At 58.9% G+C, this 14,509-nt stretch carries 13 protein-coding genes and 1 tRNA gene; 6 read left to right on the top strand and 8 right to left on the bottom strand.

Annotated features, from left to right (window positions below; all coding sequences use genetic code 11):
- The first annotated feature begins 177 nt into the window (after positions 1-177).
- From AN401_RS03165 to AN401_RS03150, 4 genes are all read left to right on the top strand, one after another.
- Positions 178-1,629 carry a methyl-accepting chemotaxis protein gene (locus tag AN401_RS03165; protein ID WP_198401797.1) on the top strand — a complete coding sequence of 484 codons (1,452 nt, stop codon included), beginning with the start codon at positions 178-180 and terminating at the stop codon, positions 1,627-1,629.
- 200 nt (positions 1,630-1,829) lie between these two features.
- Entirely contained in the window at positions 1,830-2,714 is an 885-nt protein-coding gene (locus AN401_RS03160) for a LysR family transcriptional regulator (RefSeq protein WP_096778519.1), read from the top strand.
- A gap of 556 nt (positions 2,715-3,270) precedes the next feature.
- Positions 3,271-4,254 carry a DUF1852 domain-containing protein gene (locus tag AN401_RS03155; RefSeq protein ID WP_096780287.1) on the top strand — a complete coding sequence of 328 codons (984 nt, stop codon included), beginning with the start codon at positions 3,271-3,273 and terminating at the stop codon, positions 4,252-4,254.
- Positions 4,255-4,280: 26 nt separating this feature from the next.
- Complete coding sequence (locus AN401_RS03150; RefSeq protein ID WP_096778518.1) at positions 4,281-5,324, top strand: methionine synthase; 1,044 nt, start codon at positions 4,281-4,283, stop codon at positions 5,322-5,324.
- Positions 5,325-5,445: 121 nt separating this feature from the next.
- Here the strand turns inward: AN401_RS03150 and pntB are convergent, their stop codons facing one another.
- The 8 genes from pntB to AN401_RS03110 form a co-directional block, all read right to left on the bottom strand.
- Positions 5,446-6,822 (bottom strand): Re/Si-specific NAD(P)(+) transhydrogenase subunit beta, encoded by a 1,377-nt coding sequence (pntB, locus tag AN401_RS03145; protein WP_094039288.1) that lies wholly within the window; start codon positions 6,820-6,822, stop codon positions 5,446-5,448.
- A gap of 4 nt (positions 6,823-6,826) precedes the next feature.
- Complete coding sequence (locus AN401_RS03140) at positions 6,827-8,353, bottom strand: Re/Si-specific NAD(P)(+) transhydrogenase subunit alpha (protein ID WP_094039287.1); 1,527 nt, start codon at positions 8,351-8,353, stop codon at positions 6,827-6,829.
- 532 nt (positions 8,354-8,885) lie between these two features.
- Positions 8,886-9,713 carry a M90 family metallopeptidase gene (locus tag AN401_RS03135; protein ID WP_096778517.1) on the bottom strand — a complete coding sequence of 276 codons (828 nt, stop codon included), beginning with the start codon at positions 9,711-9,713 and terminating at the stop codon, positions 8,886-8,888.
- Between the two features lie 52 nt (positions 9,714-9,765).
- Positions 9,766-11,061 (bottom strand): NRAMP family divalent metal transporter, encoded by a 1,296-nt coding sequence (locus tag AN401_RS03130; RefSeq protein WP_096778516.1) that lies wholly within the window; start codon positions 11,059-11,061, stop codon positions 9,766-9,768.
- A 236-nt stretch (positions 11,062-11,297) separates the two neighbouring features.
- The gene (locus AN401_RS03125; protein ID WP_096778515.1) at positions 11,298-12,299 is read right to left on the bottom strand and encodes a peptidoglycan DD-metalloendopeptidase family protein; all 1,002 of its coding nucleotides are present in this window, start codon (positions 12,297-12,299) and stop codon (positions 11,298-11,300) included.
- Positions 12,300-12,342: 43 nt separating this feature from the next.
- Positions 12,343-12,786: a ribosomal protein S18-alanine N-acetyltransferase gene (rimI, locus tag AN401_RS03120; protein ID WP_096778514.1), complete on the bottom strand. Its 444-nt coding sequence runs from the start codon at positions 12,784-12,786 to the stop codon at positions 12,343-12,345.
- A complete protein-coding gene (locus AN401_RS03115) occupies positions 12,762-13,139 on the bottom strand; it encodes a hypothetical protein (protein ID WP_096778513.1) in 378 nt (125 codons plus the stop codon). The genes rimI and AN401_RS03115 overlap by 25 nt, the downstream gene beginning before the upstream one ends.
- 53 nt (positions 13,140-13,192) lie before the next feature.
- Positions 13,193-13,269 (bottom strand) — tRNA-Trp (locus AN401_RS03110).
- Between the two features lie 170 nt (positions 13,270-13,439).
- Here AN401_RS03110 and AN401_RS19660 point away from each other — a divergent pair.
- Together AN401_RS19660 and pyrB are read left to right on the top strand one after the other, a co-directional pair.
- Positions 13,440-13,583 (top strand): hypothetical protein, encoded by a 144-nt coding sequence (locus AN401_RS19660; protein WP_157772149.1) that lies wholly within the window; start codon positions 13,440-13,442, stop codon positions 13,581-13,583.
- Positions 13,583-14,506 (top strand): aspartate carbamoyltransferase, encoded by a 924-nt coding sequence (gene pyrB, locus AN401_RS03105; RefSeq protein ID WP_094039281.1) that lies wholly within the window; start codon positions 13,583-13,585, stop codon positions 14,504-14,506. Before AN401_RS19660 ends, pyrB begins: the two co-directional genes overlap by 1 nt.
- Positions 14,507-14,509 lie beyond the last annotated feature (3 nt).

Here is a 14,509-nt window from a genome sequence, read left to right as displayed (position 1 = left end):
CCAATACCTTATAAAACATTAGAAACTAAGGGATTGACCGAAGCTTGGCAAGGCATTGGCTTGTTTTTACAGCCGTTTTATCGGCAGGCGCCAAACGGCACATTTTTTAGGCAAACGGCTTTTATTCGGTGCAACAATTATATAACCTTCTGGTCTGACCTGTATGGAGACACGGTGATGCTGAACCCCTTGCGCTGGTGGCGGACCGCCTTTCGTCCTCGCCACCCCATGACCGACGACCAGGAGCGGCTGACGGACACCCTGCTGTTCTTTTCCTTTATCGCCCTGCTGGTGGGCGGCTACAGCCTGCTGAAGTGGGCCGGCCACGGCCACGGCGCCCTGATGCTGACCTCCAGCCTGCTGATGGCGCTCGCTCTGGCCTGCGCCGGCTGGCTGCGCCTGGGCGGCAGTCCCGGCGGCGCCATGCACCTGGCCATGGCCGGCATGGTGCTGCACGCGGTCAACATCATCTGGCAGTCCGGCGGCCTCGGCCAGTCCACCCAGCTGTACTGGCTGCCGCTGCTGATGATGCTGTGCTTCCTGATGGGGCACCGCCGCCAGGCCCTGCTCTGGTGCCTGCTGCTGCTGGCCGCGGTGGTGGCCCTGGTGGCGTTGCCGCTGCTGGAAGTGTCCCTGCCCCGGCTGCAACTGAACGAGCGGGCCCGGCGCATCGAAACCTGGTCCGGCTTCTTGCTGCCCATGGTGTTGCTGATGATCGCCCAGTACCACACGGTCCGGCTGCGCGACAGCGCCATCGACCACGCCCTGAACGCCCGCGCCCAGAGCGAGCGGGCCGCCCGGCTGGCGGCCGAGGGCAAGGCGCAGCTGGGCCAGATGCTGAGCCAGGCCGACCACAGCGCCGGCGAGCTGGTGAGCGCCGCCGGCGAGCTGGGCCGCACCTCGGGCCAACTGGGACGGGCGGTGGCGGAACTGAACCAAGGCAGCCACCACCAGGCCGAGGCCGCAGGCCGGATGCAAAGCCAGTTGGCCGAACTGCATCAGGCCCTGGAGCGTGCCGCCAGCTTCGTGAGCGAAGTGACCCATCGTTCCGCCAGCGCCGGCAAGCGGGCCGATCAGGGCAACCAGGCCCTGGCCGAGTGCGTGACCGCCATCCACCGCATCCAGGCCCGCCACCAGGACATCGACGCCACCACCAGCCTGATCACCCATATCGCCGAGCAGACCAACCTGCTGGCCCTGAACGCCGCCATCGAAGCGGCCCGCGCCGGCGAGCACGGCCGGGGCTTCGCGGTGGTGGCCCAGGAGGTGCGCGAGCTCTCCACCCGCAGCAACGAGTCCGCCCGCCAGATCCGCGAGCTGCTGGCCAGCAGCCATCAGGAGGTGAGTAACGGTGAGGCGGTGATCCAGGGTGCCACCCAGGCCCTGTCCGGCATACTGGCGCTGGTCAAGGACATCGGCCGGGATATGCAGGAGCTGAGCGCCCTCACCCGCAGCCAGCATCAGGCCCTGCACGCTCTGGGCCAGGCCGGCGACGCCGTGGCCGCCGTGGCCGGGCAGACCCTGGCCACCAGCCGCCAGATGGCCGCCTATGAAGCGGACTTGCAGGGCATTACCCGATTGCTGGAAAGCCAGTCCAAAGGGCTGGCCAGCATAGTGCGGGAGGGATGAAGAGGCTGTCCGACGGTGGTACCACCATCAGCCATGGCCGCCGTGACAACGTCAATTAGCTAGCATCACTGACGCATCCAGATGGCTGGACATGCTTGACCTGTATCGGCGACATTTAAACAATGAAAATAATAATATATTTTCAATAAATCATGAATTATATTCATGATTTATTGAATACTAAAGACCGGAGTCAAGTTATGCTGGAGCGGTTTCACCTTGAAGTACTGGCAGCCATAAAAGAGCAAGGAACCTTAACCCAGGCGGCTGAATCGTTAAATTTATCCCAGTCCGCATTGAGTCACAGCATCAAAAAATTAGAAGGCCAGATCAAAACACCCGTTTGGCAAAAAGAAGGTAGAAACTTGCGCCTTACCGATGCGGGTGAACGAATCTTGACTCTTGCCAATCGGGTATTACCGCAATTTAAACACACTGAACTGCTATTGCGTCAGATAGCGACTGGCGAAATGGGTTCACTGCGCATCGGCATGGAATGCCACCCTTGCTATCAATGGCTGTTAAAAGTGATTGAACCTTATCTTGAAAAGTGGCCAAACGTTGACATTGACGTGAAGCAGGAATTTCAGTTCGGTGGTCTGGGCGCCCTGCACAGCTACGAGATAGATATCCTCGTCACGCCTGATCCCTTGTATACACCAAAGGTGACCTTTATACCGGTATTTGACTATGAACATAGACTCGTCGTTTCGGCAGCTCACCACCTTGCCATGCAAGACTCGATCATGCCTGAACAGCTGAGTGAAGAAGTGTTATTTAGCTATCCGGTAGAGCCTGAGCGGCTGGATATTTACAGTCAGTTTTTAAATCCCGCAAAATGCACGGTCAAAAAACACAAGACTATCGAAACGACGGAAATCATGTTGCAAATGGTGGCAGCAGGAAGAGGCGTCTGTGCATTGCCTGGCTGGTTAGTGGATGAATTCGCCAAAACAATGGCCATTAAAAGCCTCCGGTTCGGTAAACATGGGATTAGAAAACAGATTTTTTTGGGAATACGAAAAGGCGAAGAACAGGTTAACTACCTGAGTGATTTCATTGCTCAGGCTCAGCAGGCCAGATGATCACGCTGCTTTTTCATTCAAACGCTCTCCTCTCTTAAATTATACAGCCGCCGCCCCCGTCAGGTGTTGCAACATCAGTAACGGGCGGCCGTATCCTGCTCGTTACACACCTAAATAACTGATCCTAATAGTGCTACATCGACCGGGCCCCGCACGCAGACACGCCATGAACCCATCCCTGGGGGCTCCGCCGCGCCATCCCTGGTGCGGAGGGTCTGCTTAGCGGAACCCGGTCGTTGCCGACAGTGATCTACTATTCGGAACAGCTATTTAGCTGGCCCCACGTTTACAGGCATCGCCGACGTTGCTCGACGCAGCTGCGTCGAGCAACGTCGGCATACCGCTTGCCCTGGTGGGCCTAGGCTTACCACCAATCATGAAAAAGTTGCATCTATTCATGAGATAAAATCACTTTTGCTCATGTAATGACCCCTGTATAACATAGCCATGCTCAGCTCTAGACATCTGGACTTCCAGACAACAGACAATCATCAAGCCCAGAAAGAGCAATAAACAGATTCAGATTTTAGTACGGGAAATGGGGTGCCAGGACATTATGAATAACGAATTTAAATTTACCATCAACAGCATTGCTTTCGATGAAAACTATCAGCCCTCTGACAGTACACGCATTACCACCAACTTTGCTAACCTGGCCAGAGGAGAGAGCCGCCAGGAAAACCTGCGTAACGCCTTAACGATGATTAACAATCAATTTAACTCCTTGGCTAACTGGGATAATCCGAAAGCGGATCGCTATTCAGTTGAACTTGAAATCATTTCCGTTGACATGGAGATTGATCACGAAGGTAATGGCCAAAGTTTCCCTACTATCGAAATATTGAAGACGAATATCGTCGATCACAAAACCAAAAAACGCATTGAGGGCATTGTAGGTAATAATTTTTCCTCGTACGTGCGGGATTATGACTTCAGCGTGCTGCTGTTGGAGCATAACAAGGATAAGCCCGGTTTCAGCATTCCGGAAAACTTTGGCGATCTGCACGGCAAACTTTTTAAATGCTTTGTGAATTCCGATGCCTACAAGCAGAACTTCACTAAACTGCCTGTGATATGCCTCAGTGTTTCCGATAACAAGACCTATCATCAAACTGAGAACCATCACCCCATATTGGGTGTTGAGTACCTGCCCAATGAATCATCCTTGACTGAGCAGTACTTCAAGAAGATGGGGTTGAAGGTTCGCTATTTTATGCCACCCAATAGCGTTGCGCCTCTGGCTTTTTACTTCTTTGGTGATTTGCTTAATGATTACAGCAATCTTGAGCTTATCAGCACCATCAGCACGATGGAAACTTTTCAAAAGATTTACCGACCCGAGATTTACAACGCCAACTCGGCAGCAGGAAAATGCTACAAACCGGATTTGAAGAACCGGGATCACTCATTAACTCAAATTGTTTATGATCGAGAAGAGCGTAGCCAGTTAGCGATTAAGCAGGGAAAACTTGCTGAGGAGAACTTCATCAAGCCATACCAGTCTATCCTTGAGCAATGGTCTGCCAATTACGCTTTATAATCAACGAGAATATAACGGTATTTATCATGAAAAAATTATTACCCACTTCAACCGCGGGCAGTTTACCCAAACCTTCCTGGCTTGCACAACCTGAGACACTTTGGTCACCCTGGAAATTGCAAGAAGAGGAGTTGATTGAGGGTAAACACGATGCTTTGCGTGTGTCGTTGCAAGAGCAGCAACAAGCAGGCATTGATATTGTCAGTGATGGCGAGCAAACGCGCCAACATTTTGTGACTACGTTTATTGAGCACCTCAGCGGTGTTGACTTTGAGAAACGTAAGACCGTTAAAATTCGTGATCGCTATGATGCGAGTGTACCGACGGTCGTTGGTGCAGTCAGCCGCCAGAAGCCGGTTTTTGTTGAAGATGCCAAGTTTTTACGTCAGCAAACCAGGCAACCCATCAAATGGGCCCTGCCGGGTCCCATGACCATGATAGACACGCTTTATGATGATCATTATAAAAGTCGCGAAAAGCTGGCCTGGGAATTCGCCAAAATACTCAATCAGGAAGCCAAGGAATTAGAGGCAGCTGGCGTTGATATTATCCAATTTGATGAGCCTGCATTTAATGTGTTTTTTGATGAGGTAAATGACTGGGGGATTGCTGCTCTAGAAAGAGCGATTGAAGGCCTTAAATGTGAAACCGCCGTACATATTTGCTATGGTTATGGCATCAAAGCCAATACGGACTGGAAAAAGACGTTAGGCTCCGAGTGGAGACAATATGAAGAAGTCTTTCCCAAACTGCAAAAGTCCAATATCGACATCATCTCATTAGAATGTCACAACTCCCGCGTCCCAATCGAGCTGCTTGAACTCATTCGAGGTAAAAAGGTGATGGTCGGGGCCATTGATGTTGCAACCAACACCATCGAGACGCCAGAGGAAGTCGCCAATACCCTACGAAAAGCACTTGAGTTTGTAGATGCCGACAAGCTCTACCCTTGTACCAACTGTGGCATGGCCCCCTTGTCTCGTCGAGTAGCAAGAGCCAAGCTCAATGCCTTAAGTGCAGGTGCAGAAATCCTCCGAAGAGAACTCTCGGCCCAGGGCGCTGCTTCCTGAATCGATGAGCTATCTGCCTCGGCCCCGAGCATGTGAGTAGCTCATTCGGCTTGACGCAGAAATAATACAAAAAGGGAGCCGAAGCTCCCTTTTTTATCGTTGACAGTCAGTCTGCAACGGCTTACAGCGCTTTCAGGATATTGTCCACGCTGTCTTTGGCGTCGCCGAACAGCATGACGCTGTTTTCGCGGAAGAACAGCGGGTTCTGCACCCCGGCGTAGCCGGTGTTCATGGAACGCTTGAACACCACCACCTGCTGGGCCTTCCACACTTCCAGCACCGGCATGCCGGCGATGGGGCTGGCCGGGTCTTCGTTGGCGGCCGGGTTGACGGTGTCGTTGGCGCCGATCACCAGCACGGTGTCGGTGTCGTCGAAGTCATCGTTGATCTCGTCCATTTCCAGCACTACGTCGTAAGGCACCTTGGCCTCGGCCAGCAGCACGTTCATGTGGCCGGGCAGACGCCCCGCCACCGGGTGGATGCCGAAGCGCACCTTGACGCCGGCCGCGCGCAGCTTGGACACCAGATCCGCCACCGGGTACTGGGCCTGGGCCACCGCCATGCCGTATCCGGGGGTGATGATCACCGAGCTGGAGTTCTTCAGCATTTCGGCCACGTCCTCGGCGTTCACCTCGGTGTACTCGCCGTCTTCCTCTGCACCGCTGCTCACGGCACCGTCGGAGCCGAAGCCGCCGGCGATAACGGACACGAAGGAGCGGTTCATGGCCCGGCACATGATGTAGGACAGGATGGCACCGCTTGATCCCACCAGGGCGCCGACGACGATCAGCAGGTCGTTGGAGAGCATAAAGCCCGCCGCCGCCGCGGCCCAGCCGGAGTAGGAGTTGAGCATGGAGATCACCACCGGCATGTCGGCGCCGCCGATGCTGGCCACCAGGTGCCAGCCGAAGGCCAGGGCGATCAGGGTCATCACCAGCAGGGCGAAGGTGGAGCCTTCCACCTTGACGAACCAGATCAGCAGCAGGGCGGACACCACCACCGCCAGCAGGTTCAGCTTGTGGCGGTGCGGCAGCATCAGCGGCTTGGAAGAGACCAGGCCGCGCAGCTTGCAGAACGCCACGATGGAGCCGGTAAAGGTGACGGCACCGATGAACACGCCGAGGAAGACTTCGGTGTTGTGAATGTTCAGCATGGCGCCGAACATCTCTTCATGGTCGATGTAGGTGTTATAACCCACGAACACCGCCGCCAGGCCCACGAAGCTGTGCAGTATGGCGATCAGTTCCGGCATTTCGGTCATTTCCACTTTCAGTGCGAAGCGGATACCGATGGCGGCACCGATGGCCATGGCCACGACGATCCAGCCCAGGCCGGTGACCTCGGGATTGAAGATGGTGGCCAGCAGGGCGATGGTCATGCCCGCCACGCCGTACCAGTTACCGGCCTTGGCCGATTCCTGCTTGGACAGACCCGCCAGGCTCAGAATGAAGCACACGGCGGCGATAATATAAGACGCAGTTACAAGTCCTTGTGACATTCCATTAGCCCTTTCTAAACATCTTCAGCATACGGTGGGTTACGGTAAAGCCGCCAAACACGTTGATGGAGGCGATCAGTACCGCGATAAAGGCGAGGAAGGTGACGAAACCACCGGTTCCCACCTGGGACAGGGCCCCGACCACGATGATCCCGGAGATGGCGTTGGTGACCGACATCAGCGGGGTGTGCAGCGAGTGGGACACGTTCCAGATCACGTAGTAGCCCACGATGCAGGCCAGCACGAAGACGGTGAAATGGGACAGGAACTCGGCCGGCGCCACCGCCGACAGCCAGGCGAACAGCACCACGCCGGCGCCGCCCAGGTAATACTTGAGGTTGCTCGGCTTTTTGGCATGGGGTTCGGCGGCCGGCTGGGCCGCGGCCTTGGCCTTGGGCGCGGCGGACACGCTGATGGCGGGCGGCGGGAAGGTGACTTCACCGTCCTTCACCACCGTCATGTTGCGCAGCACCACGTCCTCGAAGTCGACCTTGATGTTGCCGTCCTTCTCCTTGCACAGCAGCTTGGCCAGGTTGACCAGGTTGGTGGCGTACAGGGTGGAGGACTGGGTGGGCAGGCGGCCGTTGAGGTCGGTGTAGCCGATGATCTTGACGCCGTTGTCGGACACGAACAGCTCGCCGGGCTTGGTCAGCTCGCAGTTGCCGCCGTTTTGCGCCGCCAGGTCCACGATCACCGAACCCGGGTTCATGGCCGCCACCATCTCGGCGGTGATCAGCTTGGGCGCGGGCTTGCCGGGGATAAGCGCCGTGGTGATGATGATGTCCACTTCCTTGGCCTGGGCCATGAACAGCGCCATTTCGGCATCGATAAAGGCCTTGCTCATCTCCTTGGCGTAGCCGTCGGAAGAGTCGGCCTCTTCCTCGTAGTCGAGTTCGAGGAACTCGGCGCCCATGGAGTTGATCTGCTCTTTTACCTCGGGGCGGGTGTCGAAGGCGCGGACAATGGCGCCCAGGGAGCCGGCGGCACCGATGGCGGCCAGGCCGGCCACGCCGGCGCCGATCACCAGCACCTTGGCGGGCGGCACCTTGCCGGCGGCGGTGATCTGGCCGGTGAAGAAGCGGCCAAACTCATGGGCAGCTTCCACCACGGCACGGTAGCCGGCGATGTTGGCCATGGAAGACAGGGCATCCAGGGACTGGGCGCGGGAAATACGCGGCACCATGTCCATGGCCATCACGGTCACGCCCTTGGCCTTGAGTTTTTCCACCAGCTCGGGGTTTTGCGCCGGCCAGATAAAGCTGACCAGGGTGGTGCCGGCCTGCAGCCGCTCGATTTCGTCGGCGGTGGGGGCGTTGACCTTGTAGATGATGGCGGATTGCCAGACCTCGTCGGCGCCCACCAGCTTGGCACCGGCGGCCTGGTAGGCCGCATCCTCGAAGCTGGCCTTGACGCCCGCACCCTGCTCGATGCAGACCTCAAAACCCAGTTTACGCAGCTGTTCGACCGACTTGGGGGTCGCCGCCACCCGCGTCTCGCCGCTAAGCGTTTCCCTTGGAATTCCAATTAACATAATAATTCCCTGATTAGTGTTGATATCACACCGGCTACCGACGAGGCATATCCGGTTTCGGGCAAGCTGTTCCTTCAACTGCCAGGCAGCCTTGCCTTTGTTGCTCCAGCCTAATTACGTTCTTTTACAACAGCGCTAAATCTTCCACTTATATCAAAACGACGCCGTTATACCTTTTAACATTATTAACGTCGAAACCCCGGCGATACCCACCAGATGATGAGCATTGAGGGGAAGATAGCGTAAGAAAGAAACAGCACCTGAGGCACTATACTGGCTCCCAAGGAAAAAGATAAATTGATCTTTCCTCGAACCTTAATAGGCTGTGGCTTTCAATCACTAAAGTATCACTTATCGGTGAGCCGCAAAGTGGTGGTTTAGCGAGCAGGATCACATAACCCGCGACTGGGTAGCCAAAGGGGGCCGGGAGCCCCATCAGGGGATCGGCATGGTCATGGCCGCACCTGACCCGCGTCGAGGCCGGGAGTGGACCTTCGCCACCGATGCCGGGGTTGGTCGACGACATTCGACCCTACAAGATCTCCGGGGGATGGCGCTCGGCCGGATGAGGTCGGCCAGCCTGGTCTTCATCTTCTTCTTGCGGCTGACGCGGCAGGGGATCCTGCCCGAACAGGGCCGCCAGTTGGCGATGCACCGCCGGGTAGGCGGCCGCCAGCTGGCGCGGCCGGGTAAAGAACAGTTCACAGGCCACCGCCAGGAATTCGGCCGGATGGGTGGCGGCATAGGGATCGATGGGCGGCTCCTCGTCGCGCTCCAGCTGCCGGCAGAGGGAATCGAACGCAGCCTGGAAGTCGGCGCGCCAGGCCCCCATGTCCATGCCGGGGCGCATGGGCGGCACGCCATCGGCATCGCCCCCCAGCATGTCCATCTTGTGGGCCAGTTCGTGGATCACCAGGTTGTAGCCGTCCCAGCCGCCGTCCTGGCACAGTTCGCTCCAGGCCAGCACCAGGGGGCCCTGCTGCCAGGACTCGCCGGCGTGCTCTTCCTCCACCTCGCTGACCAGGCCAAACTCGTCCTGCACCGACTCCCGCCGGGTCACCGGCTCGGGGATGACGATGATCTCGCGAAAGCCCCGGTACCACTGCAGGTCGAGGTGCAGTATGGGCAGCGCCGCCTGCAGCGCCAGGGCGGCCCGCTCTTCCGGGGCGAGTTCCACCCCGAGCAGGGTCAGGGTCTTGCGCGCCAGCAACTGGGCCGCCAGCTCGCACAGGCGGGCCTGCTCCTCTGCCGCCAGGCCCTGCAGTATGGGGAGCTGGTCCAGCACCTCCCGCCAGGGCAGTTCCTCTGCCGCCCCGCTCCCTTGCCCGAACCAGCCCCTCAGCCGGCTAAAGAACGACATGCCATCTCCTCACCAGCCATGATTCCCCATAGCAGTACAGGGCCAGGTGGTCTTATTTGACGAACAGATACCAGTAACCGAACAGCAGGTTGAAACCGGCGAAGAACAGGATGCCGGCCCAGCTCAGGGCCACCATGGCGCCGCCCAGGCGGTAACGTTCCGGCACCACCGGCAGTTTCATCAGCCGGTAGTTCAGCCAGGCGAACACCAGGGCGCTGATAAAGGCGGAGATCATGGCGAACTCCAGCATGGCCAGCAGGGCCCCCTTGAAGAACATGATGATCAAGGCCCCCACCAGCCCCATCACCACCATCAGCGGGTAGGTATAGCGGGCGCCGTGGCCGGTCGGGCCGCTGCCTTTCTGCTGGCCCAGCTGCACAAAGCACTCGCTCAGGGCGCGGCTGTAGCCGTCCAGCACGGTGACGGTGGTGGAGAACATGCACAGGAAGGCGATCAGCGCGATCAGCCAGCGGCTCCAGTCGCCCATGACGCTGGCGTACACGTTCACCAGTTGGTGGGCGAAGGCAATGCCGGAAGTGGCCAGGCTCTCGCCACTGCCGTGCAGCACCAGGGCGCCGAGGGCGACGAAGGCGATGGCCAGCAGGGTGGAGGTGATGTAGCCCACGTTGAAGTCGACCAGGGCGCCCTTGTAATCAAGCTCATCGCCCAGGGCCTTTTTCTTCTGTCTGAGCCAGACGCTGTTCCAGGAAGAGAGTTCGATGGGCGCCGGCATCCAGCCCATCAGCGCCACCAGAAAGCCCACCGCCGCCAGGTTCCAGGGACTGGGCGCCACGAAGTCGGGAGTGGCCACGCCGCCCTGGTTGAGGGCGATAAACACCGCCGTGACGGTGGCAATGGCCAGGCCGACGATAATCCACTTGGTCACCCGGTCCAGGGTCTTGTAGTGGCCGGTGATCAGGAACACCAGGGAGCCGGCCAGCACTATCATGCTGAGTTGGGTCACGCTCAGGCTGTCGCCGATAAAGAGGCCCAGTATGCTGCCGCACAGCATGGCCACCCCGGCGGTGCTGACCACGGAAGCAAAGATATTGAGGGCGGTAAACAGATAGAGGTAACCCCGGCCGATGCGGTCGTAGCCCTGGATCAGGGTCTCGTCCGCCGCCATGGTGTAGCGGGCGCCGATCTGGAAGAAGGGATACTTCAGCAGGTTGACGAGCACGATAAGCCCCACCAGTTGCCAGCCGTAGATGGCGCCGGCCTGGGTGGAGGCCACCAGGTGGGAGCCGCCGATGGCGGCGGCGGCGCCCAGAATGCCGGGGCCCAATACCCGCATGTAGTGGCTTATGCTGCGTGAGCCGCTTTCCGCCACCTCGACTAACTCTGCCATCTTGTTATCCTGCCTTTTTACTTCGTCAATATGTGGAAAAGGCAAGTAAAAAGCCATAGCAAACAGCATAAAGCAACTGATTTTTTTATCGAAAGACAGTTACATTCAGTATTAAAAACCAATATTTAAAAATAATTCAGACCATGACTTCATAAAAATAATTCACAGCAGATTCATATTTCGGTCAGAAACCGAATACCATATTTAATTCCTTCCCTCATTTTTACGTTATTGCTCTATTCTGAGCCCTGGGCCAGCAGCCAGGAGCCTGCCTTGGGAAAACTGCCCTGCAAAGTGAAGGGAATGGATTCGACCCGGCCGTTGTTGTACACCTGCACCGCCAGATGCAAGTGCGGCCCCGAGCTGTAGCCGGTGTTGCCGGATGCCGCCACCCGCTGCCCCGCCCTGACCCTGTCGCCCTTCTTCACCAGCAAAGAGCCGGTGTGCAAATGGGCATAGAGGGTCATGGTGCCGTCGTCGTGGCGCAGCCGCAGGTAATTGGTCTTGCCCCGGTATTCCGCCCTCAATCCGCCGCCCACATGGCTGTCCACCGCCGCCGCCACCACACCGTCGCGGGTGGCATACAGCGGCGTGCCGATGGGCAGGGCGATGTCCAGGGCGTAGCGGTTGGCAGGCCTGTTGTGGCTGAACTCGCCGTTGAAGCCCTGGGACACCCGGTAGCGCCCGGCCACCGGCGAGCTCAGGTCCACCGCCTGGGGAAAGTAGGAAGGGGTCGATGGCCGCTGCCAGGACACGGGCGCGGGCTTCACTATGGTGGAGCCGGCTATTTTCTGCACCTTGGCGGCGCTGGGCGACGGCCGCAGCTCGTTGCCGGTGTAGGCAAAGCCATAGTCGTAGCGCCAGGCGCCGGGGCCCCTGGCGGTGAGCTTGCCCACAAACTTTTCTTCCCGCGGCGGCAGCCGGATCACCTGCTGCATCTCGTCCGGGATCTGCACGTTTTCCTGGCGGGTAAAGCGAAAGGTCAGCTCGGCCCGGGAAGGCAGCCGGTTGAGGGCGAAGAAATAGTGGCCGTCGGGCTTTTCCACCACCCGCACCAGCACGGCGTCGCGGTTGACGGCGTCCTGGCTCCAGCGGTCGTTGGAATACTGCACGGCATGCAGGCGATTATCGGTATAGTGCACCACGCCGGCGGCGTCCCGATAACGGTAGATGTTGGCGTCCGACACCAGCGGCCACAGCAGCGCCGTGGCCAGCAGGCAAATCCTTGAGCCTCTCATGGTTCCGTCCCTGGTGAGAGTGTTTGCCTTTTAGTATGGAAGCTTACAACGGTTTTTGCATCACGATGGCATCTTCCCGCCCCTCACCGGCACGGTAATAGTCCTTGCGCCGGCCGGCCTTGGCAAAGCCCGCCGTCCGGTACAGGGCCAGGGCGGTCTGGTTGGAGGCCCTTACCTCCAGCCAGGCCATGGCCAGCCGCCGCTGCCGGCACTCTTCCAGCCAGTGCTCCAGCAGCCGGCGGCCGAGACCCTGACCCTGCCACAAGGGTGCGATGCAGATATTCATCAGGGTGCTTTCATCGATGACCGCATCGGCGATAAAAAAGCCGAGCAACTGCTCCTGTTGCCACAAGGCACCGGAAAAGTAGCGCCCATGCAGGCTCTCGGCCAGCTGTTCCCGGCTCCAGGGTGCGAGGTGGGCGGCCTGCTCCAGCGCCACCATGGCGTCCAGATCGGCGGGCGTCAGGGCGCGGAACAGAGGTGGCATAACCGGCTCCAGAGCTGGCGCTTGTGCGCCGGGGTCAGCGGCAGGCTGCCGTGCCAGGCGAAGCCCTGCACCGCCGCCGTCAGGTTGAGGCCGAGCAGGACGGGCGCCACCGGGCTACCCGCGGCCCGCCAGGCCGTTTCGTCCATCACAAGGAAACGGGCTTCGTCCGGCCCCAGGGCCAGGCGCAGATCGGACTCGAGCCGCGCCGGCAGGGTCTTGCCCTGGCCCAGCACCAGCAGCACCTTCGCCTGTTCGGCGGCGGGCGCGGGCGCCAGGGGCAGGCGCTCGGGGTGGCTGCAGCGCCACACCGGCTGTTTGAGCAGTCGCCACAGTTGCGATTGTACCGGCGTCATAACCACTCCATAACGCAAAAAGCCAGCGTGAAGCTGGCTTTTATATGTGAAGTTGGCAGGGGCAGAGGGATTCGAACCCCCAACCGTCGGTTTTGGAGACCGCTGTTCTACCAATTGGAACTATGCCCCTGCAACACGAGGCGCATTATAACCGGCGGCTTTCAAAGGTAAAGAGCTTTTTCGAGGCTTATGGCGCGTTCGCTCACCTTTTCACCGCCGGTACGGAACCGCCGCCCCATTTTGCTTTGGCCGCGCATTTCTCTATAATCCGTACGATTTGCAATCGCCCGGAGTGTCTGGATGTTCCATTCTCGCCGTTATCCCCAGGCCGGTTTCCTGCCCGTTTCCCGTGCCAGCGGCGGCGTTTGCGATCGATTTTGCTCCCATGGCCCCTTCCGGGGCTTTTTTATGATCTTCACCTTCTACCTTGAAGAGCGCTGCTGATGGCAAACCCCCTATATCAAAAGCATGTAATCTCCATTTCCGACTTCACCCGCGCCGAGCTGGAGCTGGTCATCGACACCGCCGTGATGCTCAAGACCCACCCCCGGCCCGAGCTGCTCAGGCACAAGGTGGTGGCCAGCTGCTTCTTCGAAGCCTCCACCCGTACCCGGCTGTCGTTCGAAACGGCGGTGCACCGGCTGGGCGGCGCCGTGATCGGCTTTTCCGACAGCGGCAGCACCTCCCTGGCCAAGAAGGGCGAGACCCTGGCCGACTCGGTGAAGATCATCAGCTCCTACAGCGATGCCTTCGTGATGCGCCACCCCCAGGAAGGCGCCGCCCGGCTGGCGGCGGAATTTTCCTCGGTGCCGGTGATCAACGCCGGCGATGGCTCCAACCAGCACCCAACCCAGACCCTGCTGGACCTGTTCACCATCTACGAAACCCAGGGCACCCTGCAGGGCCTGACCGTGGCCTTCGTGGGCGATCTCAAGTACGGCCGCACCGTGCATTCCCTGACCCAGGCGCTCAGCCTGTTCGGCTGCAAGTTCTACTTTATCGCGCCCCAGGCCCTGGCCATGCCCGACTACCTGTGCGACGAGCTGGTGGAAAAGGGGATCAACTTCGAGTTTCGCGACAGCATGGAAGAGGTGATGGACGAGCTGGACATCCTCTACATGACCCGGGTGCAAAAGGAGCGCTTCGACGAAACCGAGTACATGCACGTGGCCTCCAAGTACGTGCTGACCCCGGAGGTGCTGGAAAATGCCAAGGACAGCCTCAAGGTGCTGCATCCCCTGCCGCGCATCGACGAGATCACCATAGAGGTGGACGACACCCCCTACGCCTATTACTTCGAGCAGGCCGAAAACGGCGTCTATGCCCGCCAGGCCCTGCTCGCCCTGGTGCTGAACGAGAGCCTGTGAGAG

Origin of the sequence: Zobellella denitrificans, from assembly GCF_002407485.1 — a bacterium.
In the GTDB taxonomy this organism is placed as follows: Bacteria; Pseudomonadota; Gammaproteobacteria; order Enterobacterales; family Aeromonadaceae; genus Oceanimonas; species Oceanimonas denitrificans.
This window is presented reverse-complemented; position numbering and strand designations above follow the sequence as displayed.

Excerpts from the sequence above, each read along its gene's own strand:
- AN401_RS03160 (WP_096778519.1), top strand. The coding sequence starts at position 1,830 with ATGCTGGAGCGGTTTCACCTTGAAGTACTGGCAGCCATAAAAGAGCAA.
- AN401_RS03155 (WP_096780287.1), top strand. The coding sequence starts at position 3,271 with ATGAATAACGAATTTAAATTTACCATCAACAGCATTGCTTTCGATGAA.
- AN401_RS03165 (WP_198401797.1), top strand. The coding sequence starts at position 178 with ATGCTGAACCCCTTGCGCTGGTGGCGGACCGCCTTTCGTCCTCGCCAC.
- pntB (WP_094039288.1), bottom strand. The coding sequence starts at position 6,822 with ATGTCACAAGGACTTGTAACTGCGTCTTATATTATCGCCGCCGTGTGC.
- AN401_RS03115 (WP_096778513.1), bottom strand. The coding sequence starts at position 13,139 with ATGACGCCGGTACAATCGCAACTGTGGCGACTGCTCAAACAGCCGGTG.
- AN401_RS19660 (WP_157772149.1), top strand. The coding sequence starts at position 13,440 with ATGTTCCATTCTCGCCGTTATCCCCAGGCCGGTTTCCTGCCCGTTTCC.
- pyrB (WP_094039281.1), top strand. The coding sequence starts at position 13,583 with ATGGCAAACCCCCTATATCAAAAGCATGTAATCTCCATTTCCGACTTC.
- AN401_RS03130 (WP_096778516.1), bottom strand. The coding sequence starts at position 11,061 with ATGGCAGAGTTAGTCGAGGTGGCGGAAAGCGGCTCACGCAGCATAAGC.
- AN401_RS03150 (WP_096778518.1), top strand. The coding sequence starts at position 4,281 with ATGAAAAAATTATTACCCACTTCAACCGCGGGCAGTTTACCCAAACCT.
- AN401_RS03140 (WP_094039287.1), bottom strand. The coding sequence starts at position 8,353 with ATGTTAATTGGAATTCCAAGGGAAACGCTTAGCGGCGAGACGCGGGTG.
- AN401_RS03125 (WP_096778515.1), bottom strand. The coding sequence starts at position 12,299 with ATGAGAGGCTCAAGGATTTGCCTGCTGGCCACGGCGCTGCTGTGGCCG.
- AN401_RS03135 (WP_096778517.1), bottom strand. The coding sequence starts at position 9,713 with ATGTCGTTCTTTAGCCGGCTGAGGGGCTGGTTCGGGCAAGGGAGCGGG.
- rimI (WP_096778514.1), bottom strand. The coding sequence starts at position 12,786 with ATGCCACCTCTGTTCCGCGCCCTGACGCCCGCCGATCTGGACGCCATG.